The following is a 22,846-nucleotide window of genomic DNA, read 5'->3' as shown; positions in this document are numbered from 1 at the left end:
CCTTCAATGCCCGATGGACCGCAGGAACTCGTCCATGGCGTCGGCACTGGCGCTGGGCGCGCTCAGGTGCGGGCAATGGCCCACGTTTTCCACCACGCGAAGCATGCTGCTGGGCCAGGTCCGGTGAAGGTATTCGCCGACCGTGCGCGGCGCGATCAGGTCGTCGCTCGACTGGACGATGAGCGCCGGCGCATGCATGGCGGGCAGGTCCGCCCGGTTGTCCGACAGGAACGTGACGCGCGCGAAGTGCTTGGCGATGTCGGGGTCGGTGCGGCAGAAGGTGCTCGTCAGCTCCGCCGCAAGCTCCGGCTGCGAGGGCGCCCCCATGATCGCGGGCGCCATGCTACTCGCCCAGCCCAGGTAGTTGGACTCGAGCGTATCGAGCAGGGAATCGATGTCTTCCCGGGTGAACCCGCCGATGTAGTCGCCATCGTTGATGTAGCAGGGCGAGGGGCCGACCATGATGTGGCCGGCGAACATGTCGGGCGCGCGGATGCCGGCGAGCGTGCCGATCATCGCGCTGACGGAATGGCCGACGTGGATGACGGGGCCCGTGGCGAACTCGTCGACGATTTCCAGGAGGTCGGCCGCGTAGCCGTGCAGCGAGTCGTACTTCTTCCAGTCGTAGGCGGCGAGGTCGGAGGCGCCGCTGCCCACGAGATCCAGGGTGACGCACCTGAAGCGTTCGCCGTACTTGGGCGCCAGGAAGCGCCACATGTTCTGGTCGCAGCCGAAGCCGTGCGAGAACACCAGGGTTGCCGGACCGTCGCCCACGACGTTGACTCGGTTGCGTTGCGCGACGCTCATGCCAGCTTGCTCCGTGGCGGTCGCTCGGCGAGCGTCCTCAGGGCATTATTCCATCTCGCGCCATCCTGAGTGCTCGCGACTTGCGAATGCCCTGCCCGGGCGGACCCGGGGCGCTGTCAGGCCAGCACCGTCGCGCTCGCCTCGCCGAAGCCGATGCGCACCGCGCCGTCGCGCTGGCACCAGCCGCGCAGCGCGAGCGTGTCGCCGTCTTCCAGGAAGGTGCGCTTCTCGCCGTTCGGCAGCTCGATCGCCTGCTTGCCGCCCAAGGTCAGCTCCATGAGCGAACCGGCCGCATCGAGCGTGGGGCCGGACAAGGTGCCCGAGCCCAGCAAGTCGCCCGGCTGCAGGTTGCAGCCATTGACGGTGTGATGCGCGAGCAGTTGGGCCGCCGTCCAGTAGGCCGCCTCAGCCACGCGGCCGTGCGTGAGGCGATGGGGCGCCTGACCTGCCGCGCGCATCTTCGCGGTCTGCAGGTACACCTCGAGCGTGATGTCGAGCTGGCCCTGCTCGCGATTCGCGGCGCCGTCCAGGTACGGCAGCGGCTGCGGGTCGCCCTCGGGGCGCGTGAACGGAGCGCGGAACGGCGCCAGAGCTTCCATCGTCACGATCCAGGGCGAGACGGTGGAGGCGAAGTTCTTGGCCAGGAAGGGCCCCAGCGGCTGGTATTCCCAGGCCTGCAGGTCGCGTGCGGACCAGTCGTTGAACAGGCCGACGCCGAACAGGTGCGCCTCGGCATCGTCGATGCCGACCGGCTCGCCCAGCTCATTGGCCTGGCCGACGTAGAAGCCCAGCTCGAGTTCGTAGTCGAGCCGCTTGCTGGGGCCGAAGCTGGGCTCGGCCGCGTCCGGCGCCTTGGTCTGACCCTTGGGTCGCTTGAAGTCCTGGCCGCTCACGATGATGGAGCTGGCACGGCCGTGGTAGCCGATGGGCACCCACTTGTAGTTGGGCATGAGCGGCTGATCGGGCCGGAACAGCTTGCCGATGGTGGTCGCATGGTGGATGCCGGTGTAGAAGTCGGTGTAGTCGCCCACGCGGCAGGGCACGGTGAACTCGCATTGCGCCTGCGGCACCAGCGCCTTCGACCAGGCGGCCTGCTGCGCGCTGCCTTCGGCCAGTCCGTTGGAAATGGTGGCGCGCAGAGCGCTGCGCTGCGAAGGCGGCGCGGCCATCAGCACGTTCATGTCGTCGGTGCTTGCGACGCCGGCTGCGCGCAGGTCGAGCACCTGGTCGCCAATGGCCACGCCGATGCGCCAGGCATCGGCGCTGCCTGCGCGTCGGAAGCGCCCGAAGGGCAGGTTCTGGATCGGAAAGTCATGGCCTGCCGCGTTGGCAGATTCGACCCAGCTCTTGCGCTTGGGGTCGTGGGTGGCGTCGATGTCGTACATGGTCGGATGTGGTGTGCGTGGTTCAGGGCTTGGTGCCGAACTGGTCCTTCAGGCCGGCCCAGCAGTCGGCGTAGTCGGCATCCAGCGGCGCGGTGTTCATCGCGTACTCGGTGGGGATGAATCGATAGCGGCTCTCGAACATGAAAGCCAGCGTGTTGTCGAGCTTCTGCGGCTTGAGGTCGGCATGGCTCGCCTTGTCGAATGCCTCTTCGTCCGGCCCGTGCGGGACCATCGCGTTGTGCAGGCTTGCGCCGCCGGGCTTGAAGCCGCCCGGCTTGGCGTCGTACTCGCCATAGACCAGCCCCATGAACTCGCTCATGATGTTGCGGTGGTACCAGGGCGGACGGAAAGTGTTTTCCATCACCAGCCACCGCGGCGGAAAGATGACGAAGTCGCAGTTGGCGGTGCCCGGTGTGTCGCTGGGCGAGGTGAGCACGGTGAAGATGGACGGGTCCGGATGGTCGAAGCTGATGGAGCCGATGGTCATGAAGTTGACCGTGTCGTATTTCACCGGCGACAGGTTGCCGTGCCATGCGACGACGTTGAAGGGCGAGTGGCTGGTCGGCGCCGACCAGAATCGGCCGCCGAATTTCTTGACGAGCTCGTAGGCCGCGTTGCCGCCCTGGTCGTCGTGTTCGTAGGCCGCGACGGGCGCCTGGAAGTCGCGCGCGTTGGCCAATCCGTTCGAGCCGATGGGGCCCAGTTCCGGCAGTCGGAAATGCGCGCCGTAGTTCTCGCACAGGTAGCCGCGCGAAGCGCCGTCCGGCAGCGCCACCTTGAACACCACGCCGCGGGGTACCAGTGCGATCTCTCCGGGCTTGACTTCGAGCACGCCCATTTCGCTGGTGATGACCACGCGCCCCTGCTGCGGCACGAAGAGCATCTCGCCATCGGCATTGACGAACGCACGCCGCTCCATCGAGCGGCCCGCCAGGTACACATGCGCCGCCACCCCGGCCTGCGCGTCCGCATCGCCGTTGGCGGCCAGCGTGTGGATGCCGTCGATGAAGTCGATGTCGGCCACGTCGGCGGGCAACGCCATGGGATGCCAGCGCAGCGGCTCGGGCGAGACGGCCATGGCGCGGTCGCCGCCGGTCTGCCAATGGCCGCCAGCGCGATAGGGCTGGTAGCGGCCCGCCACGACCGAGGGGCGGCGGCGGTACAACCAGCTGCGGCGGTTCTCGTGGCGCGGCGCGGTGAAGGCGGTGCCAGAGATCAACTCCGGATACAGGTCGAAGGGCGCGCGCTGCGGGCTGTTGCGGCCGCGCGGCAATGCGCCGGCCACGGCCTCGGTGGCGTACTCGTTGCCGAAACCGCTCTGATATTGGCGCTCGTCGGTATGGGAAGAACTCATGGCTTGGCTCCGGATTCGGAAGAGGAGGAAGGCTTGGCTGCAGGCATGGCCTCGCGCGCGGCGATCAACGCTTCGCGCAGCACGGGCATGCTGCCGATGTGATTGGCCAGCAGCAGAACGAGTCGCGCATTGAGCGCGTGGCTTTGATCGGAGCTCAGGCCTTGGTGGGTCTCGATCAGCGCCTCGTAGAAGTCGTCCGGCGCACCCAGGTTGAGCTGGGTGATGAGCTGAGGCGCGGCGGTGGTTGAAGTGGCTGTCATGGGCGTGGGCGTTGGCGTTTCTGTCATGCCGCGACGGTGGCGGCTTGTGCGGATGGCGCATGCGCCAGCGCACGGGCGAACGCGGCCTGCAGCGCGGCCGGGGCGGGAAGCCGGCGCCAGCGCGCGCTGACGTGCTGGTCGGGCCGCAGCAGGTACGTGGTGCCGCCCGTCGCGTCGTAGCGCGCTGCGGCCACGGCATGCGCCGCATCGAACGGCAGGCGCACGACGTTGATCTTCTGCGAAAGCGCCGGCGGCAGCGAGACGGGCGCATCGCCGAAGACAAGCAGGTTGAAGCGATGCGGGTCCAGCGCGCCAAGGAGCCAGCGATCCTGCGGCAGCGGCGCATCCGGCGCCACGGCGCCGGGGACCGCCGATCCACGGAAGGGCTCCTCGTCCGGCGTGGACAGCGGCGAGTCCGCCAGCACCGTCGCGGTCGACAGTCGCCCGCTGTTGACCAGCGAACGCGCGAAAGGATGGTGCGGCGACAGCGCGAGCACGGCATCGCGGAACAACCGGCTCACCTCGCTCTTGGGCGTGATGAAGTCGGTGGCGCGGGTCGAATGGCGGATGTTCTCGTCGGCGGCGTATTCGCGTTCGCTGGCGTAGGTGTCGAGCAGCGCCTCCGGCGCTTCGCTTTGCAGCACGGCGGCCAACTTCCAGGCGAGGTTCTCGGCGTCCTGTACGCCCGAGTTGGCGCCGCGCGCGCCGAAGGGCGACACGCCGTGCGCGCTGTCGCCGGCGAAGAGCACGCGGCCATGCCGGAAGCTGTGCATGCGCTGGCAGGCGAAGGTGTAGACGCTGGCCCAGCCGATCTGGAAATCCAGCCCCGCCTTGCCGATGCTGTCGAGCATGGCGCGCACGCGCGGAATGATGCGCTCGTGCTGGCGCTCCAGTTGCGGATCGGCGTCCCAACCCAGCTGGAAGTCGACGCGCCACATGCCGGCCGCCTGCTTGTGCAGCAGAACGCTCTGGCCGGGATGGAAGGGCGGATCGAACCAGAAGCGACGCTCGGGCGGCATGGCGCCTGCGCCGCCGTCGGTGCCGTCCGCGTCCATCGTGATGTCGGCGATGAGAAAGCGATCTCGAAAGACGCGGCCTTCAGCCTGCAGGCCCATCAGGCCGCGCAGCGTGGAGCGCGAGCCGTCGCAGGCGCACAGGTAATCGGCGCGCAATGCGTGCGTGCCCGAAGGCGTCTCGACCGACAGCGTCACGCCGTCCGCATCCGGCGCCACGCCCACCACCTTGTGCTGCCAGCGGATCTCCAGGCCGGGCAAGCGTGCCGCCTGTTCGGCCAGCATGCCTTCGACGTAGTACTGCTGCAGGTTGATGAAGGCAGGACGGTGATGGCCGCTTTCGGGAAGCAGGTCGAATCGATAGACCTCGTCCGCGCCGAAGTACACGCGCCCCACATTCCACGACACGCCCATGTCCACCATCGGCTGTGCACAGCCGATGCGGTCGAGCACTTCGAGCGTGCGCTTGGCGAAGCAGATGGCGCGCGAGCCGGCCGACAGTTGCTGTCCTGCCTCCAGCACCACCACCGGCACCTTCTTGCGCGCCAGATCGATCGCCAGCGCCAGGCCGACGGGGCCCGCTCCCACGACGATCACCGGATGCCGGGCCGCCTGCGCCGCATCCTCGTCCGCATGCCTTTCGTAGTCGAAACGCAGCGCCTGATAGTCCAGATCCGGCTCGGCACGCACCAAGTCCGGCAAATCACGAAGCTTCATGGAACACGTCTCCATCGTTTTTCCACGGCCCGGCACGAAGGGCTCGGGCCTCTCGCAGCCCCACCCGCGCAGCAGGAGGGGCGGGCGAAGCACGCAGTGCGCAGCCTGGGGCGATCAGCCCTCCAGGCTCTTCCACATCTCGACGTCCCGCTCGGCCGTCCAGACGCGCGGATCGGGATGACGCGTGGCCTCGTCGTAGGCGCGGCTCACGTCGAAGGGCATGCAGTGATCGAAGATCACCCAGTGGCCGTACTTGGGCTTGAGCTTTTCATACGCCTCCTTGTAGACCGTGCCCAGGTCCTTGCCCGCCCTGGCGCTGTCGGCCACGGCGGCATGCAGGTCGACGATGAAGTCGCGCGTGCCCTTCAAGCCCTGGGCCACTTCGGCGGGCGTGTTCAGCGCCGCGCCACGGCCGGGCACCAGCGCCACGGGCTCCATGGCGGCGATGTTGTCCAGCGTCTTGGGCCACTCCTGGAAGTACGCGTCGCCGGCATAGGGCGTGGCGTCGAACTCCACCAGGTCGCCGGAGAAAAGGATCTTCTGCTGCGGCAGCCAGGCCACCGTGTCGCCCTTGGTGTGCCCGCGGCCCAGCTGGATCAGTTGCACTTCGAGCTTGCCCAACCAGATGGACATCTTTCCCTGGAAGGTCATGGTCGGCCAGGTCAGGCCCGGCGGCACGGACTCGACCGACTGGAACAGGCGCGGGAAGCGGCCGATTTCGCTGGCCTTGTCCTGCTCGCCGCGCTCGACGATCAGGTCGTAGGTGTCGCGGCTGGCAATGATGTGCTCGGGCTTGTAGCCGGATGCGCCCAGGACGCGCACCGCGTGGTAGTGGCTCAGCACCACGAACTTGATGGGCTTGTCGGTCACCTCGCGGATGCGCCGGATCACGTCCTGCGCCATGACCGGCGTGGCCTGGGTGTCGATCACCATCACCGCGTCGTCGCCGATGATGACGCCGGTGTTCGGGTCGCCTTCGGCCGTGTAGGCATAGGCGTTGTCCGAAAGCTTGGTGAAGCTCACCTTCTTGGCTTCGAGGTCGGCTTGGCTGGCAAAGGCTTTCTTGGCGGGCTGGCTCACGCTTGTCTCCTTGTTGGGTCGTGGTGGCGGGTTGGCGTTTGACTAAACAGAATGCATTTGTCGAAAGCGAACGGGACGCAGTTTAGGCCCGAAATCAGTTAATGTCTAATCCCTTTGGTATTGGCGAACATCACAACGTGGGCTTGGCACTTGGCAATGGGCAACACAACGAAAAGCGGCAAGGCGGCCGACCCCGGCACCCCTACTGACCAGGAACTCGCGACCGATGCACGCGGGGCCGCCCAGCGTGGCATCCAGAGCATCGAGGTCGGCGGGCAACTGCTGCGCGCGCTGGTGCACCATGGGCGCTCGCTCGCCCTCAAGGACCTGGCGCGCGAGGCCGACATGACGGCAGCCAAGGCGCACCCGTATCTGGTCAGTTTCGGTCGTCTCGGCCTGATCGAGCAAGACCCCGGCAATGGCCATTACCAGCTTGGGCCCTTGGCCTTGCAACTGGGACTGATCAGCCTGCAGCAGGCGAACCCGGTGCAGGTGGCAGGGTCGTTGGCGGCGCAACTGGCGCAGACCATCGGCCAGACGGTGGCCATCGTGGTGTGGGGTGCGCGGGGCGCGACCATTGTTCAGATTGCCGAATCGCCGACGCCGGTGCACGTGAACATGCGGCACGGCACGGTGTTCTCGCTGACGGAGACGGCATCGGGCAAGCTGTTCGGCGCGTTTCGCGATCCTGCCGAGGTGCAGCACCTGCTGGAAGACGAGCGCATGCGTGCGCAGCGGCGCCGGCAGGACGCGGCGAGCAGCCAAGGCGACGGCGCCACCGGCGCCATGCCCAACCCGCTGGGCATGCCTGCCGTACGCCCGCTGCCAAGCTGGGAGGCCTTCTCGGCGCAACTGGAAGAAGTGCGCCAGCGTGGCCTGTCGCGCTCGCAGGGCGAGGTCATTCCCGGCGTCAACGCGATGGCCGCGCCGGTGTTCAATCACGCGGGCGAGATGGTGCTGGCTCTCACGGCCATCGGCCCGGCGGGCGTGTTCGACATCGATTGGGACGGCCCGGTGGCGCAAGCCATGCGCGATTGCGCGCGGGCGATTTCCCAGCGGCTTGGCGCGCGGTGAAACGCGGCCAATACCGCCGACGCGCATGGGGTGCAACCCCGTAGGCATTGACGATACGCTTGCCTAGACTGACCGTTTTTGAAGCCTTTCCTTCAGGAGACAAGAATGTTCAGCCGCCGCCCCCTGTTCTCCCTTTCCCTCCTGGCCGCCGCGGCAGCGGCCCTGGCCCCGATCGCTGTCCACGCCCAGGCCGCTGCCTGGCCGACCAAGACGATCCGCGTCCTGGTGGGCTCGCCGCCGGGCGGGCCCTCGGACATCACTTCGCGCCTGTTTGCCGAGCAGCTACAAAAGCGCACCGGGCAGGCGGTGGTCGTCGAGAACAAGCCCGGCGCCGGCAACAACCTGGCGGCAGGCGTGGTCGCTCAATCCGAGCCGGACGGCTACACGCTGGTCGTCAGCCCCGACACGGTGGTCACCACCAACCCGCTCGTATATCGCAACATGCCCTTCGATGCCAAGAAGGACCTGTTGAATGTCTCGATCCTCGCCAGCTTCACGCAGCTGCTGGTGTGCAACCCCAAGGTCAAGGCCGATACGGTGCCCGAACTCGTGGCGCTGACCAAGACGCAGCCGATGACCTACGCCTCGGGCGGACCGGCAGTACCCGGCCACTTGGCCGCAGAGATGTTCCTTCAGAAGACCGGCGCGCGCATGCAGCACATTCCGTACAAGGGCCCTGCCCCAGCCACCACGGCCGTGCTGGCTGGCGAGGTGGATTGCGGCTTCCTGGCCACGCCCACGGTCATGCCGCAGGTGCAGGCCGGTCGCCTGAAGGCGCTGGCGGTGTCGTCGGCCGAGCCGTCGGAGCTGGCCCCGCAGGTGCCGCCGCTGGCCAAGGCGCTCAACCAGAAGGACTTGGACATCAGCTTCAAGCTCGTGCTGCAAGCTCGTCGCGGCACGCCGGCGCCGGTGGTGGCCGCGCTCGAGCAGCATGCCGCGGCCATCATGGCCATGCCCGAGATCCAGGCGCGCCTGCGCAATGTCGACCTGAAGGCCGTCGGCAGCACCAGCGCCCAGGCCGAGCGCACCATGCAGCAGGAAATCGCACGCTGGGCACCGGTGGTGAGCCAGCTGGGCCTGAAGATGGATTGAACCGGCTCAGGCCGGTTTCATGAAGCCGACATCGCGCGCGTAGCTGTGCGACACACCGCCGATGTCGATGCCGCCAGCGCCGAAGTTGCTGAGGTTGGGCAGGATCTCCAGCAGTTGCGCGTCGTTCAGCCCGAACCACTTGCCCATGGTCGCGCCGTACTGGTCCACCGACGTGGTGGGGATGAGGCGGCCCTGGCCCACATGGCCGTCGTAGCCTTCCAGGCCGCTCTTGTTTTCAACGCTGACGGGCGGCGGCGCGCCGTAGATGGCCCCGCCCTTGACCGCGCCACCCGCGATGAAGTGATGGCCGCCCCAGCCGTGGTCGGTGCCGTCGCCGTTGGAGCTGAGCGTGCGCCCGAAGTCCGACGCGGTGAAGGTGGTCACCTTGCCGGCCACGTCCGCCGGCAGCATCTTCGTGTGGAAGTCCGAGATGGCCTGCGACAGCTGCTGCAAGAGCGGCCCCTGGCGCGCGATGAGGTTGTCGTGCAGGTCGAAGCCGCCCAGCGAGACGAAGAACACCTGCCGCCTGGCACCGAGGCTGGTGCGGCCTCGAATGAGCCGCGCGACCATGCCCAGCTGTCGATGCAGGCCGGTGTCCGGATAGTCGCCGCTGGCACCGAAGGTGAAGGACGTCCCGATGGCGCCGTTGACTTGCCCTTCTGCGTTGACCGCACGCTGCATCACCTTGACGTATTCATCTTCCAGCGTGTGTGCGCTGCGCTTCTGCGTGAGCTGCGCCATCGCCTGCCTCACTGTCTCGGAGCCGAACACGCTGCCCGTCCCGCTGGCGCTTTCGACCTTCACGGCGCCCGCCGTTGCCACCTGGTATTGCAGCGCGCTGGTGCCCGACAGAAAGACGGCATTGCCCGCCACCGAAATGCAGGTGAACAATGAACCGGCGTTGTTGTTCAACATGACGTCGGCGATCTTGCCCCCCCAGCCGACGATGGCCCCCTCGGGCGATGAACTCTGCCACGTCGACTGCTGGTCGTTGTGCGAAAAAAGATTGGACGGCACCGGGTACAGCGTCTTGTTGCTGTGCTCGTACAGCGAACGGTTGAGCGGCACGATGAGCGGCCCCACGTTGAGTTGCACGGCCAGTGTGCCGGCGTCGAACATCGCCTTCATCGCCGTCATCGACGGATGCAGCGCGTATTGCCGCCCGGCCGGCAGCGCCTCTGCGGGGTCGAGCTGCGTCGCTGCCAGCGCCCTGCGGGCAATGGCGATGCCGCCAGTCCCTCGCCGACTTCGGATGGCGGCGTATCGCGCATGGCTGGCTTGGTCGTAGGTGACCACGGTGTTGGCGTAGTCACAGCCGCCACCAAGAAAGACGCACACGAGCGCCTTGTAGTCGCTGGCGTTCTGCGCGGCCGCTTCGCCCATCACGGACAAGATCGACGCGAAAGGCATGGCCGAACCGGCCATCGCGAGCGCGCCGCTTCGGCGCAGGAAGGCGCGGCGGGTATGGCCCTGGGGGTCGATCACGTGCATCGCGTGCTTCCTCTTATTTCTGAACCAGGTATTCGGGGCAACCCATGACCAACAGAATGCCGGCGAAGATGCGGTTGTCGCGATTGCTTTCTCCACTGGCCGCCTCCGGCGTGCCCAGCGCGGTCTTGATGACGTTGACCGTGGCGGTGGAAAGTTGCCCCGCGCACAGCAGCAGGTTCAGACGATCGACCAGTGCCGAGGCGTCCAGCGCCAGCCTGCGCTCCGCGCCATAGTCGGGCATGAGATCGCCGGCGGCCAGGCCGTCCGAGATGACCGCCTGCATCCGGTTGACGTAGGTGCAGACGCTGGCTTCGCTCACCAGCTGGAACTCGGGCGCCACCATGCGGTTGACGGCGATGGCGGTGGAAGGCGGGACGAAGCCCGGCCGGAAGAAGTTGAAGACTGAGGGCGAGCGCAGCGGGCTTTGCCCGAGGTTGGTGATCGCGGAGGTGTCGCCCACCTTCCAGGTGTCGGTGGCAGAGCCGACCTTGAAGGTGCGCGCCCATTGCACCAGGCGCAGCATCGGTTCGCGCAGGCGCCCGAAGTTGGGGTCTGACAGGCCAGCCGGCGCGCGCGCCTCGTTGTCCAACAGCACGGCGGCAAACACGCTGCGCATGTCGCCACGCACGCCAGCGCCGTTGTCGGCGAACACGGTCGCCACGCGGCCCACGTAGCCCGGGCTGGGATTGCTGGTCACCAGCCGTTGGATCAACTGGCGGCCGATGAAGGGGCCGACGTTCGGATGGTTGAACAAGGTGTCGAGCGCGATCCTGAGCGCCGTCTTGCCGTCGGTGCCCGCCGGCACCGACGCGCCCAGGAAGTTGGCCGCCAGCGTGGAATGGCGCGTCGGCATCAGCCTCATGGGGCGCGTTGTCCAGCCGTTGCTCACGCCGCGCCTGCCGGAGGCCGGCGCCGCGAAGGCGTTCATCTCCGACGGATCGATGTCCAGCTCGTAACCGGTGAAGACGCGCGCAAGCTGACTCACATCGTCCTGCGAATAAGTCGGCAGTGGGCGCCCATCGGCGCTGCGTCGTGGTTGGCCGTTCGGCTCCAGTTGCACCAGGCCGATGGTCATCAGCTGCATGACCTCGCGCGCGTAGTTCTCGTCGGGTTGACGGCCGTCGTCGTCCTCCTTCTGGTTGCCCCGGGTATTGAGGTACATGCCCATCGCCGGGTTGAGCGTGATGGCTTCGAGCAGGTCACGGAAGTTGCCGCTCGCGCCATCCACCAGCGTGTCCCAGTACTGGGCCATGGCGAACTCTGGCCATGAAGCATTGATGTCGTTGGCCGAGACCACGAAGATCTCCGACAGCGCCAATGCCAGTCGCTTGCGCAGGCTGTCGGGCGACGCCATGAGCTGTTGCCAGACCATGTTGTCGACCCCGATTTCAGGCGTCTTCAGGCCTTTGCTCGCCAGCCATGCCCAGCCGCCTTGCGTGGGCGCGGCATCGAACTGCGACGCCAGCCACGGCAGGTAGCCCTGGTTGCGCACGGCGGCGATCTGCGCGTCGTCGGCCCATCCCTGCGCGTGGATCAGAAAGCGCGCGGCCTCGACGTCGCTCTTGGCCGCGGCGTAGGCGTAACCGCGTCCGGTCGGCGAGTTCGCCAAGGGCGCGAGTGAGCCTGCCGAGTTTGTCGTCCGGGCGGTCGTTGCTTGCGGGGATGCGGCGGCATCACCACCGCCACCGCACGCAGGGAGAAGGCCTGCCGACATCGCCAAAGCGATCGATGTCGAGGGACGGTGAGGACCGGACGAGCTCGGCACAGGCGCCGAGTCCAGGATGACGACCTTCGCACCCGTCGGGCGGACGAATCCGCCCATGGGCGCTGCTGGCGCGTTGTGTCCCGCGCCCTGTTCGACCCGCTTCATTGCACTCCCTTTTTTTTCTTGGACGCAGAGCGTCAAGACATGGGGGAGGAGCAAGCGGCGTGCCCAAACGTCATACGCGTTCCGGCACCTGCAAGTGTTGACTATGGTTCTCGCTGGCGATGTGCGTTGTGACTTTTTTGTCTTCTCTTCGGACGCGCCGTGTCAGGCCGGCTTCATGAATCCGACATCGCGCGGGTAGCTGTGCGACACACCGCCGATGTCGATGCTGCCCGCGCCGAAGTTGCTCAGGTTGGGCAGGATCTCCAGCAGTTGCGCGTCGTTCAGCCCGAACCACTTGCCCATGGTCGCGCCGTACTGGTCCACCGACGTGGTGGGAATGAGGCGGCCCTGGCCCACATGGCCGTCGTAGCCTTCCAGGCCGCTCTTGTTCTCCACGCTCACCGGCGGCGGCGCGCCGTAGATGGCCCCGCCCTTGACCGCGCCACCCGCGATGAAGTGGTGGCTGCCCCAGCCGTGGTCGGTGCCGTCGCCGTTGGAGCTGAGCGTGCGCCCGAAGTCCGAAGCGGTGAAGGTGGTCACCTTGCCAGCCACGTCCGCCGGCAGCATCTTCGTGTGGAAGTCCGAGATGGACTGCGACAGCTGCTGCAAGAGCGGCCCCTGGCGCGCGATGAGGTTGTCGTGCAGGTCGAAGCCGCCCAGCGAGACGAAGAACACCTGCCGCCTGGCACCGAGGCTGGTGCGGCCTCGAATGAGCCGCGCAACCATGCCCAGCTGTCGATGCAGGCCAGTGTCCGGATAGTCGCCGCTGGCACCGAAGGTGAAGGGCGTCCCGATGGCGCCGTTGACTTGCCCTTCCGCGTTCACTGCCCGCGTGGTGACGACGCCGTATTCGTTCTCCAGCGTATGCGCGCGCGTCTTCTGCGTGAGCAGAGACATGGCCTCGCGGACCTTGGTGGAACCGAACACGCTGCCGGTGCCACTCATGCTGTTGATCTTCACCGCGCCGCCGGTGCCCACCTGGTACTGCAGCGCGTGGTCGCCCGAAAGAAACACCGCATTGCCCGCTACCGAGATGCAGGTGAACAGCGAATTGGTGTTGCCGCCCAGGACAATGTCGCCGATGTTGCCGCCCCAGCCGACGGTCGAGCCTTCGGGGCGGGAGCTTTGCCACGTCGATTGCTGATCGTTGTGCGAGAACAGCTTGGGCGGCACCGGGTAGAGCTTCTTGTTGCCGTTGTTGTAGAGCGCGCGGTTGAGTGGAATGACCAGCGGCCCGACGTTGAGCTGCACGGCGGCGGTTCCGGCGTCGAACATCGCCTTCATCGCCGTCATCGACGGATGCAGCGCATATTGCCGGCCGTCGGGCAGCGCGGTGGACGGCGTGAGCGCGGTGGCGGCCAGCGCGTCCTTGGCGATGGCGATGCCGCCCGACGCCTGTGCAACCCGGATCGCGGTGTATTTGGCGTGGCTCGCATCGTCGTAGGTGATCACGGTGTTGCCGTAGTCGCAGCCACCGAACAGGAAGACGCACACCAGCGCCTTGTAGTCGTCGCCGGGCGCGCTCTGGGCCGCGGCTTCGCCCATCGCGGCCAGTGTCATGGCGAAGGGCATGGCGGAGCCGGCCATGGCGAGTGCGCCGCTGCGGCGCAGGAAGGCGCGGCGGGTATGGCCCTGGGGGTCGATCACGTGCATCGCGTGCTTCCTCTTATTTCTGAACCAGGTACTCGGGGCATCCCATCACCAGCAGGATGGCGGCGTAGATGCGGTTGTTTCGGCTGCTCTCGCTGCTACTGGCCGTGAGCGCGGGTGTGCCCAGGGCGTTCTTGATGACGCCCAGCGAATCCGCCGACAACTGCCCGGCGCACAACAACAGGTTGAGCCGGTCCACGAGCGCCGATGCGTCCAGCACCAGTGCCTTCTCGGCGCTGTAGTCGGCCAGCACGTCCTTGCTCGCGAAACCGTTGGGGATCACGTTCTGCATGAAGTTGAGGTAGCTGCCCACGCTGGTCTCGTTCACCAGCTGGAACTCGGGCGCCACCATCCCGTTGCCGGCGATGGCGGTCGACGGCGGCACGTAGCCGGGCCGGAAGAAGTTGAAGACCGAAGGCGATCGCAAGGGGCTCTGGCCCAGGCTGCTCGTGTTGCTGGAGGTGTCGCCCACCTTCCAGGTGTCGGTGGCGGAACCGACCTTGAAGGTGCGCGCCCATTGCACCAGGCGCAGCATCGGTTCGCGCAGGCGCCCGAAGTTGGGGTCTGACAGGCCAGCCGGCGCGCGCGCCTCGTTGTCCAGCAGCACGGCGGCAAACACGCTGCGCATGTCGCCACGCACGCCGGCGCCGTTGTCGGCGAACACGGTCGCCACCCGGCCCACGTAGCCCGGGCTGGGGTTGCTGGTCACCAGCCGTTGGATCAACTGGCGGCCGATGAAGGGGCCGACGTTCGGATGGTTGAACAAGGTGTCGAGCGCGATCCTGAGCGCCGTCTTGCCGTCGGTGCCCGCCGGCACCGAAGCGCCCAAAAAGTTGGCCGCCAGCGTGGAATGGCGCGCCGCGAACAGCGCCATCGGCCGGGTGGTCCAGCCGTTGCCATCCACGGCCGTGGTGGAACCGGACGGCATGAACGCCCCCTTGTCCCCGGCCTGGATGTCCAGGTCGTAGCCCGTGAAGACACGGGCGAGGTTGGTCACGTCGTCCTGGGTGTAGCTTTCGAGTGGCGTGCCGTCGGCAGCGCGTCGAGGCTGGCCGTTGGCCTCGAGTTGCACCAGGCCGATCGTCATCAGCTGCATGACCTCGCGCGCGTAGTTCTCGTCCGGCTGGCGGCCCTTGTTGTCCTCCTTCTGGTTGCCCTTGGTGTTGAGGTACATGCCCATCGCCGGGTTGAGGCTGATGGCTTCGAGCAGGTCGCGGAAGTTGCTGCTCGCGCCGGCCACCAGCGTGTCCCAGTACTGAGCCATGGCGAACTCCGGCCAGTACGAGCCCACGTCGTTGGCCGAGACCACGAAGATCTCCGACAACGCCAGGGCCAGCCGCTTGCGCAGGCTGTCTGGCGAGGCCATGAGCTGCTGCCAGATCATGTTGTTGACGCCGGTGTCGGCCGCCTTCAGGCCCTTGCCTGCCAGCCACGACCAGCCGCCCTGCGTCGGCGCGGCATCGAACTGCGACGCCAGCCACGGCAGGTAGCCCTGGTTGCGCACGACGGCGATCTGCGCCTCGTCGGCCCAACCCTGCGCCTGGATCAGGAAGCGGGCGGCCTCGACGTCGCTTTTGGCGGCGGTGTACGCATAGCCGCTGCCGGTGGGCGAATTCCCCAAGGCGGCGAGGGAGCCGGCCGAGTCCGTCGTGCCGGTGCTCGCGCCGGGGGATGCGCCGCCATCACCACCGCCTCCGCCTCCGCAGGCGGCCAGTAGCGCGCTGACCGCCAGGGCAGCGGCAGGCGCGCGCAACGTCGCATCGGGCGCGGTCTCCACCGCGTCCTGGGTCTCCTGGTCCATGTGCGTCCTTCTCCTCGGCGCCGTGCGCCGGTCGGGACGTCAGGAGGCAAGCGGCGTGCCCACGCGCAGCCGCAACGCTCTGATTAACCAAGTGATGACCAAGGTACTCAAGGACAACAAAGTTTGTGACTTTTTTTGTCCTTCATCCCTTCATCGGAGCAAAGACGTGACAGCCTGTGTCGCTCTGCCGGCCGCCAGGTGGGCGGCGCAAGGACATGGCGTGTCAGCTCGGGAGGCCGATCAGGCGGTCTTGGCCGCTTCCAGCAGGTCGCGGGTGCGGATGGCTTCGCGGCGCGCGGCGGCTTCGTAGTCGCTGCCGTCGGATGCGTAGAGGATGGCGCGCGACGAACTCACGACGATGGGCGCGTCGGGCCGCCAGCCGGCCTTGACGGTTGCAACCGCGTCGCCGCCCTGTGCACCGACGCCGGGGATCAGCAGTGGCGCCGTCGGCGCGAGTTGGCGGACCCGCTCGATCTCGGCCGGGTAGGTCGCCCCCACCACCAGCCCCAGCTGGCCGTTGAGGTTCCAGGGCCCCTGAACCAGCTTCGCGACGTGCTCGTACAGCAGGGGCTGCCCGTCCACGCTCGCCAGGCGCTGGGCCTGCAGGTCGTCACCGCCGGGGTTGCTGGTGCGGCACAGCAGGAACGCGCCCTTGCCTTCGTACTTGAGGTAGGGCGCGACCGAGTCGTAGCCCATGAAGGGCGACAGCGTGACGGCGTCGGCACCGTAGCGCTCGAAGGCTTCGACCGCGTACTGCTGGGCCGTGGAGCCGATGTCGCCACGCTTGGCATCCAGGATGACCGGCACGTGCGGCGCGTTGCGATGCATGTGCTGGATCAGGTGCTCCAGCTGCGTCTCGGCCCGGTGCGCCGCGAAGTAGGCGATCTGCGGCTTGAAGGCGATGGCCAGGTCGGCGGTGGCGTCGACGATGCGTGCGCAGAAGTCGTAGATGCGGCTGGCATCGCCCTTGAGGCCGGCCGGAAAACGCGAAGGCTCGGGGTCGAGGCCAACACACAACAGCGAACGGTTTTGCTGGGCCGCGCCGTGCAGCTGGTCAAGAAAATTCATGGGGCCCGATTGTAGGTGGCGCTCAGTGGCAACCCTGATGGGCCGGGAATGGCGGCAGCGCTCAGCCCGGCGCGCTCAGCCTGGGAAACGAGCGGCCGCCAGGCACAGGTCGGCCCAGGCCTTCGCCTTGGCGGACGCGTTCTTCAGCAGGAAGGCTGGGTGGTAGCTCGCCACGACTTGCGCGGTGCCCGAATCGTCCAGCGGCTGCGCCTGTCCGCGCAGCTTGCCGATCGGCCCTTCGCGTTGCAGCAGGGCCTGGGCCGCGAGCGGACCGAGGGCCAGCACCATGCGCGGCGCCAGCGGGCGCACCTCGGCGCCGTAGACCTCGTTCCAGTCGCGGGGCATGCCGTCACCCGACTGGGCGGCGCCGCGATGCAGGCGCACCAGGTGGACCGGCACCGTGCCAGCGTGCAGTTGAAGGGCACGCAGCATGGCTTCGAGCAGGCGGCCCTCGTCGCCGGACAAGGCGTCGTCGGCATGCCGGCCCAGGGCATCCGGCGCCATGTCGGCCACCACCAGCCATCCGCCGGTGCCTTGCGCGCTGCCCAGCAGATGGCGGGGCGAATCGGCCAGCAAGGCCTGGGCGCCGGGCATGAGCACGGTCGCCGGGCGCGGCGTGGCCGCTGTCGGTTGTGTGTGCGCCGGTTTGGCCGGCTGGGGCGCAGGCGCCCTTTCGGCCAACGGGGCGGCGACGTCCGCGCGCTCTGCAAGGGCCGCTTCCACAAGCGCGGCCAGAGGCATGTCGGGCGCCGGCGCCGAAGAAACGGTGGGCTGCGCCGTCGAGTCCGCATCGGCCGGCTCCGTCTGCCGCGCCGTGCGGGCCGCGATGCGCTGCAGGTCGGCCATCCAGTCCAGGCGCACGCCCATGGCGTCCAGCATGGCCAACTGCCGCGCATCGAGCGCGAACAGGCGCGGCTTTGCGGCGCCGTCGATCACATCCTGCTCCTGCGTCACTTCAGGCCACCCCAGGCGCTCTCGCGCTCGTCGAGCCGCAGGCTCATGACGATGGCGTCTTCGCGGTTCTGTCCGAAGGCAGGGTAGTAGCCCTTTCGGAGCCCGACCTGGCGAAAGCCCTGGCGTTTGTAGATGTCCAGAGCGCGCTGGTTGCTCTGGCGCACTTCGAGCCAGAGCCACATGGCCCCCTGCCCGCGCGACCATCCGCGAAGCGCGGCGAGCATCAGCGGCGCCCAGCCCTGTCGCTGGTATTCCGGCGCGACGGTGATGTTGAGCAGGTGCACCTCGTCCACGCCCTTCATGGCGATGAAATAGCCCAGAACCTCCGGGCCGGCGACCAGGGTCTGACAGTGATAGCCGACCGCCAGCGAGTCGGTGAAGTTGCCGCGCGACCAAGGGTGCGAATAGGCGCGCTGCTCGATGGCACAGACGGCGTCGAGCCGATCGAGCGTCATGGGCTCCAGGCGGGCTTCAAATGAATCGAGGACGGCACTCATGATGTGGATGGTGGCAGCGCCGCGGTCTTCGCGGCTTCCCGTTCGGCGGTAGTCAACGCCACTTTATCGCGGACATAGAGCGGCCAGGCCTGCGCCGGGGCCACATCCAGTCCCTGCGCCAGCAAGCCGGGCGCCAGTCGAAGGAGGGCTGATGCCGTCGGCAGCGCCTCGACCCGCGCGAGGCCGCCGGGCAATTGCGCGTCATAGGCACCGAAGGCGTTGCCGGCCAGCGTCCAGCCTTCGGCGGCCTGCACCTGCTCGGGCGAAAGCAACTGCGGATCGGCCGGCAGCGGCGCGTCGCCCTCGGGCACGCCGGTGAAGTCATAGTGCGCCGCATAGACCTGCGACATGCGCGCGTCCAATAGCGCGACCACGCGCTGCGCGCCATGGCGATGCCGGGCTTCCTCCGCCACGGCCAACAGCGTGTCGACCGGCAGCACGCGAACGCCCGCGCCGAACCCCAGGCCCTGCGCCACCGAACACGCGGTGCGCAGGCCGGTGAAGGATCCGGGGCCGCGTCCGAAGGCGATCGCGTCCAGCGATGCCAGTTCGAGCCCGGCCTCGGCCAGCAGCGACTGGATGAGCGGCAGCAGCGTCGATGACGACTGCGCGCCACCCGCGCCTTCGCGCACGATCGTCCGATCGCCGTGTTGCACGGCCACCGACAGCGTCTCGGTGCTGGTGTCGAAGGCCAGCAGGCGATGCATGGATTTGCTCATGGCCTCAGGCTCCGCCGGGCGCCGGCATGGGACGCAGTGCCGCGCGCTGAACGCCGAACAGGATGCCGGCCGTGACCAGCACCAAGCCCGCAAGAAGGTTCCAGTACAGCGGCTCGCCCAGGAAGATCACGGCACCGGCGGCCGAAAGGCCCGGCACGAGCGAGGTGATCATGGTGGACCGTACCGGGCCGAAGTACTGGATCATGCGTGTGAAGCTGATGCCCGAGATGACCACCGACCCCACGCCTTGCATCAGCATCTGAAAGACGAATTCGCCCCACGGCGCGTGGCCGAGGTTGGAACGCACGGCACCCAGCGCTGCCAGCACGCCGTAAACCGGCAGGAAGGTCAGCACCGCGAACACCGTCAGCGCGATGGTGGCGCGCACCGCGTCCAGCCCGAAGCGGCGCGCGATCACGCTGTAGCAGGCCCAGCTGAAGGCGGCGCTCATGAAGAGCAAGTCGCCTTTCCAGACGTCGCCGCCGTCGCCGAAGGCATGCAGCAGGCTGCGCCCGCCGACGATCAGGTCGCCGGCCACGATCAGCGCAAGGCCCATGGCGCGCGTGGGCGTGATGCGGTCGTGCAGGAAAACGGCTGCCAGCAGGGCGGTCCACAGCGGCAGGCTGCCGGGCATCAGCACCGACGCATGGCCGGCGGGAGCGAAGAAGAACCCCGAATACGCCAGCACCGCATAGATCACGCCGGCCAAGGCGCCGATCAGCGCCGTGATGCGCAGTGGCAAGGGCGACAGGCCGAAGAGCGAGCCGGCCGTCTGGCCCTGCGCGCGCAGGCGGCGCACGAGCCACCAGCCCCACGGCACCAGCACCACGCCGGCCCCGCAGATTCGCGCGAAGGTGAGGTCGAGCGGGGTGAGCGAACCCGAGGCGGAGGCCCGGGCGATCACGATGAAGGCCGTCCAGACCGCGACGGTGACGACGGCGGATCCGATGCCGATGGCGCGTGGGGACAGACGGGGGGCGGGCGCGGAGGGCTCGGCAAGGGGCATCGGGCGATTATCCCGGCCCGGATAATGGGCCGCATGCCCACGGCCATTTCCGCTAGCTCCCGCTTCGCAGCAAGCCGCTGCGCCTTTTCCTTCCCATCGTCGCTCCGCCCCGCCTCGGCGGCCATTGGCCAGGTGGCCGTTGGTCTGGCGCTTGTGCTGTGCGCCAGCCTGGCCTGCGCGCAGGACTCGGATGCCCATGCGCGGCAACCCATCGCCGCTTCCGCGGGCACGGGCCAGATGGTGGCGCTGCCGCCCGAAGTCGAAGCCGCGCTGGTCCAGGCCAAGGTGCCGGTCGACGCCGTGTCCTTCTTCGTGGCAGACGCCGAGGGACAGCAGGCGCCACGCCTGGCCTGGCGCAGCCAGGCGCCGATGAACCCGGCGTCGGTGATGAAGCTCATCACCACCTTCGCGGGCCTGGACATCCTGGGCCCGGCCTTCGTCTGGAAGACGCCCGTCTACATCGACGGCCAGGTGCGCAACGGCACGCTGGAGGGCAACCTCTACATCCGCGGCAGCGGCGACCCCAAGCTGGTGATCGAGCGCCTGTGGCTGCTGCTTCGCCGCGTGCAGGCCATGGGCATCACGCGCATCCGCGGCGACATCGTCCTCGACCGCAGCGCCTTCGACACCGGCGAGCCCGATCCAGGCGCCTTCGACGGGCGTCCGCTCAAGTCGTACAACGCCGGCGCCGACGCGCTCCTGGTCAACTACAAGACGGTGGTGCTGCGTTTTGCGCCCGACCCTGCCGGGCGTGTGGCCCGACTCAGCGCCGAGCCGCCGCTTTCGGGCGTGGACATTCCGGCCAGCGTGCCCTTGTCCAACAGCAAGGGCTGCGGCAACTGGCGGGCGGCGTTGCGCGCGGACTTCCAGAGCGCCCGCTTTTCCTTTGGCGGCGGCCTGCCCGCCGAATGCGGCGACGTCGCATGGCCGCTGGCCTATCCGGAGCCGGCGAGTTTTGCCGCGCGCGCGGTGGCCGGCCTGTGGAGCGAGATGGGTGGCAGCGTGGGCGGCGCGGTGCGCGACGGGCGAATTCCCCAAGGCCTTGCGCCTGCCTTCGAAACCGAATCGCCGCCACTCGCCGAGGTGGTGCGCGACATCAACAAGTACAGCAACAACGTGATGGCCGACCAGCTCTTCCTCACGCTGGGCTTGCAGCAGCGCCGTCGCGGGACCTTCGGCGCTTCGCGCGGCGTCATGCGCCAGTGGTGGAACGACCGCATGGGGACCGGCGACGGCGGGCCGCTGGTCGACAACGGTTCGGGCCTGTCGATGGAAGGCCGCGTGACGGCCGGCGGCCTCGCGCACATGCTGCAGGTGGCCTGGCGTTCACCCGTCATGTCGGAGCTGATGGCCTCGCTGCCAGTCGTCGGCGTCGACGGCACCTTGCGCCGGCGCAACCTGCGATCGGGTGCCACGGCGCACCTCAAGTCGGGCACGATGCCCGAGTACGGCGTCTCCGGCCTGGCCGGCTACGTCGATGGCAACAGCGGCCGCCGCTACGTCCTGGTCGCGCTGGCCAACCATGCCAATGCGGCGGCGGCGCGCTCCGCCTTCGATGCGCTGGTGGATTGGACAGCCACGGACAACTGAGGGACATCCGCGGTTTGCGCCGCCCGGGTGGGGGCGACAGAATGTCTCGGCGTCCATGAAGGCCGCAACAAGTCCAACAAGATGGAGACAAAATGAAGCTTCGATCCCTGGCCAGCCTGGCCCCCTTGCTGTTCCTGGCCGCGTGCGGCGGAGGCAGCGACCACGCAAGCACGGCACCCGGCACGCTCAAGGAGCCCCCGACCACGCTCGCCACGCTGACCCAGGCGCAGATCGACGCCTCGACCAAGAGCAGCGGGCTTCAGGCGTTGAGCGGTCCGGCGCAGTGCGAGGTCAAGGTCGTGGCCCTCAACTACCGCACCCTCGGGCCGAAGAACGAAGAGACCAACGCCTCGGGTGCATTGCTGCTTCCCAGCGGCCCGACCGGCAGCAACTGCAACAACCCCGCGCCGCTGATCGCCTACGCCAAGGGCACCGATGTGCAAAAGCCCCGCACGCTGGCCAATCCGCAGGATTCCGAGACCTTCCTGCTCGCGGCCATGTATGCCGCCCAAGGCTACGCGGTGGTGGCGACCGACTACCTGGGCTACGCGAAGTCGGAGTTCCCGTACCACCCTTACCTGCATGCCGACTCGGAGGCGCGATCGGTGCTCGATTCCATTCGCGCTGCACGGCTCGCGGCGCCACAGTTCGGCGCGCTGCTTTCGGGCAAGGTGATGTTCACCGGCTACTCCCAGGGCGGGCACTCGTCGATGGCTGCGCACCGCGCCGCCGAGCGCGACGCACCGGGCGAATTCAACGTCGTGGCCGGCGCGCACCTGGCAGGGCCCTACAACCTGTCGGGCTCCTTCAAGCTGACGCAGGCCATTGCCGGCTACCAGTTCTTCGTGCCCTTCCTGATCACGTCGTGGCAGAAGGTCTACGGCGACATCTACAAGGACGTCAACACCGTCTTCAAGGCGCCCTATGCCGCCGGCATCGAGAACCTGCTGCCCAGCCCCACCTTGAACTACACGACCCTGGTGACCAGCGGCGCACTGCCCGGCGGCACGCCCAACCAGGCACGCGATGCCCTGTTCCAGAGCGCGTTCCTCACGGACGTGCAGACCAATGCATCGAACCCACTGATCCTCGACGCCAAGAAGAACGATCTGTTCGGCTGGAGCCCGCGCGCAGCCACCTTGCTGTGTGGCGGCGCCGGTGATCCGACCGTGCCGCCGGCGGTCCACATGCTGCCCATGAAGGCCGACTTCGATGCGCGTGGTGTGACGACGGTCAGCGTCGTGGACGTCGATGCTCAGGTCCAGGCGCTCTACGGCCCCGGCGGCGCGGCGCCGACGGACCCCACGAGCGCGGCATTCGCCACCTACTACGGCAGCTACCACGGCAGCTACGAGCCGCCGCTGTGCCACGCACAGGCGCGCGCGCTGTTCAACAAGGTGCGATGAAGTCCGAGGGGC

At 68.0% G+C, this 22,846-nt stretch carries 19 protein-coding genes; 4 read left to right on the top strand and 15 right to left on the bottom strand.

Translation table 11 applies throughout. From position 1 onward, the window contains the following. Positions 1–3: 3 nt before the first annotated feature. The 6 genes from QTH91_RS09545 to QTH91_RS09520 form a co-directional block, all read right to left on the bottom strand. A complete protein-coding gene (locus QTH91_RS09545; protein WP_286659843.1) occupies positions 4–807 on the bottom strand; it encodes an alpha/beta fold hydrolase in 804 nt (267 codons plus the stop codon). Between the two features lie 116 nt (positions 808–923). Beyond that, a complete protein-coding gene (gene fahA, locus QTH91_RS09540) occupies positions 924–2,192 on the bottom strand; it encodes a fumarylacetoacetase (RefSeq protein ID WP_286659842.1) in 1,269 nt (422 codons plus the stop codon). 22 nt (positions 2,193–2,214) lie between these two features. Continuing rightward, entirely contained in the window at positions 2,215–3,546 is a 1,332-nt protein-coding gene (gene hmgA / locus QTH91_RS09535; RefSeq protein WP_286659841.1) for a homogentisate 1,2-dioxygenase, read from the bottom strand. Then, positions 3,543–3,806 carry a DUF2783 domain-containing protein gene (locus QTH91_RS09530; protein WP_286659840.1) on the bottom strand — a complete coding sequence of 88 codons (264 nt, stop codon included), beginning with the start codon at positions 3,804–3,806 and terminating at the stop codon, positions 3,543–3,545. The genes hmgA and QTH91_RS09530 overlap by 4 nt, the downstream gene beginning before the upstream one ends. A gap of 23 nt (positions 3,807–3,829) precedes the next feature. Next, a complete protein-coding gene (locus tag QTH91_RS09525) occupies positions 3,830–5,536 on the bottom strand; it encodes an FAD-dependent oxidoreductase (protein ID WP_286659839.1) in 1,707 nt (568 codons plus the stop codon). Between the two features lie 114 nt (positions 5,537–5,650). Next, positions 5,651–6,616 carry an MBL fold metallo-hydrolase gene (locus tag QTH91_RS09520; protein ID WP_286659838.1) on the bottom strand — a complete coding sequence of 322 codons (966 nt, stop codon included), beginning with the start codon at positions 6,614–6,616 and terminating at the stop codon, positions 5,651–5,653. Positions 6,617–6,772: 156 nt separating this feature from the next. On the opposite strand from QTH91_RS09520, the gene QTH91_RS09515 reads away from it, so the two are divergent. Further along, positions 6,773–7,690: an IclR family transcriptional regulator gene (locus QTH91_RS09515; RefSeq protein WP_286659837.1), complete on the top strand. Its 918-nt coding sequence runs from the start codon at positions 6,773–6,775 to the stop codon at positions 7,688–7,690. A gap of 105 nt (positions 7,691–7,795) precedes the next feature. Beyond that, a complete protein-coding gene (locus QTH91_RS09510) occupies positions 7,796–8,782 on the top strand; it encodes a Bug family tripartite tricarboxylate transporter substrate binding protein (RefSeq protein ID WP_286659836.1) in 987 nt (328 codons plus the stop codon). A gap of 6 nt (positions 8,783–8,788) precedes the next feature. Here QTH91_RS09510 and QTH91_RS09505 read toward each other — a convergent pair whose 3' ends face one another. The 9 genes from QTH91_RS09505 to QTH91_RS09465 all read right to left on the bottom strand — a co-directional run bounded on the left by QTH91_RS09505 (position 8,789) and on the right by QTH91_RS09465 (position 19,838). Beyond that, complete coding sequence (locus QTH91_RS09505; protein WP_286659835.1) at positions 8,789–10,273, bottom strand: DUF1501 domain-containing protein; 1,485 nt, start codon at positions 10,271–10,273, stop codon at positions 8,789–8,791. A gap of 13 nt (positions 10,274–10,286) precedes the next feature. Further along, entirely contained in the window at positions 10,287–11,882 is a 1,596-nt protein-coding gene (locus tag QTH91_RS09500) for a DUF1800 domain-containing protein (protein ID WP_286659834.1), read from the bottom strand. Positions 11,883–12,305: 423 nt separating this feature from the next. Continuing rightward, positions 12,306–13,796 carry a DUF1501 domain-containing protein gene (locus QTH91_RS09495; RefSeq protein WP_286659833.1) on the bottom strand — a complete coding sequence of 497 codons (1,491 nt, stop codon included), beginning with the start codon at positions 13,794–13,796 and terminating at the stop codon, positions 12,306–12,308. Positions 13,797–13,809: 13 nt separating this feature from the next. Next, positions 13,810–15,594, bottom strand: a complete 1,785-nt coding sequence (locus tag QTH91_RS09490; protein ID WP_286659832.1) for a DUF1800 domain-containing protein — start codon at positions 15,592–15,594, stop codon at positions 13,810–13,812. 240 nt (positions 15,595–15,834) lie between these two features. Continuing rightward, positions 15,835–16,662, bottom strand: a complete 828-nt coding sequence (gene pyrF, locus QTH91_RS09485; RefSeq protein WP_286659831.1) for an orotidine-5'-phosphate decarboxylase — start codon at positions 16,660–16,662, stop codon at positions 15,835–15,837. Positions 16,663–16,737: 75 nt separating this feature from the next. Further along, entirely contained in the window at positions 16,738–17,616 is an 879-nt protein-coding gene (locus QTH91_RS09480) for a uracil-DNA glycosylase family protein (RefSeq protein WP_286659830.1), read from the bottom strand. Next, complete coding sequence (rimI, locus tag QTH91_RS09475; protein ID WP_286659829.1) at positions 17,613–18,113, bottom strand: ribosomal protein S18-alanine N-acetyltransferase; 501 nt, start codon at positions 18,111–18,113, stop codon at positions 17,613–17,615. The genes QTH91_RS09480 and rimI overlap by 4 nt, the downstream gene beginning before the upstream one ends. Further along, a complete protein-coding gene (tsaB, locus tag QTH91_RS09470) occupies positions 18,110–18,832 on the bottom strand; it encodes a tRNA (adenosine(37)-N6)-threonylcarbamoyltransferase complex dimerization subunit type 1 TsaB (RefSeq protein ID WP_286659828.1) in 723 nt (240 codons plus the stop codon). The genes rimI and tsaB overlap by 4 nt, the downstream gene beginning before the upstream one ends. Before the next feature lie 4 nt (positions 18,833–18,836). Further along, a complete protein-coding gene (locus QTH91_RS09465) occupies positions 18,837–19,838 on the bottom strand; it encodes a DMT family transporter (protein WP_286659827.1) in 1,002 nt (333 codons plus the stop codon). A gap of 33 nt (positions 19,839–19,871) precedes the next feature. Between QTH91_RS09465 and dacB the strand changes: the two genes are divergently transcribed. Together dacB and QTH91_RS09455 are read left to right on the top strand one after the other, a co-directional pair. Next, positions 19,872–21,428: a D-alanyl-D-alanine carboxypeptidase/D-alanyl-D-alanine endopeptidase gene (gene dacB / locus QTH91_RS09460; RefSeq protein WP_286659826.1), complete on the top strand. Its 1,557-nt coding sequence runs from the start codon at positions 19,872–19,874 to the stop codon at positions 21,426–21,428. Between the two features lie 92 nt (positions 21,429–21,520). After that, positions 21,521–22,834: a lipase family protein gene (locus QTH91_RS09455; protein ID WP_286659825.1), complete on the top strand. Its 1,314-nt coding sequence runs from the start codon at positions 21,521–21,523 to the stop codon at positions 22,832–22,834. Positions 22,835–22,846: the final 12 nt, after the last annotated feature.

This window comes from Variovorax dokdonensis (genome assembly GCF_030316895.1).
Taxonomy (GTDB): Bacteria; Pseudomonadota; Gammaproteobacteria; order Burkholderiales; family Burkholderiaceae_C; genus Variovorax; species Variovorax dokdonensis.
The sequence above is the reverse complement of the archived record's forward strand: the minus strand, read 5'-3'. Positions and strand labels throughout refer to the sequence as shown.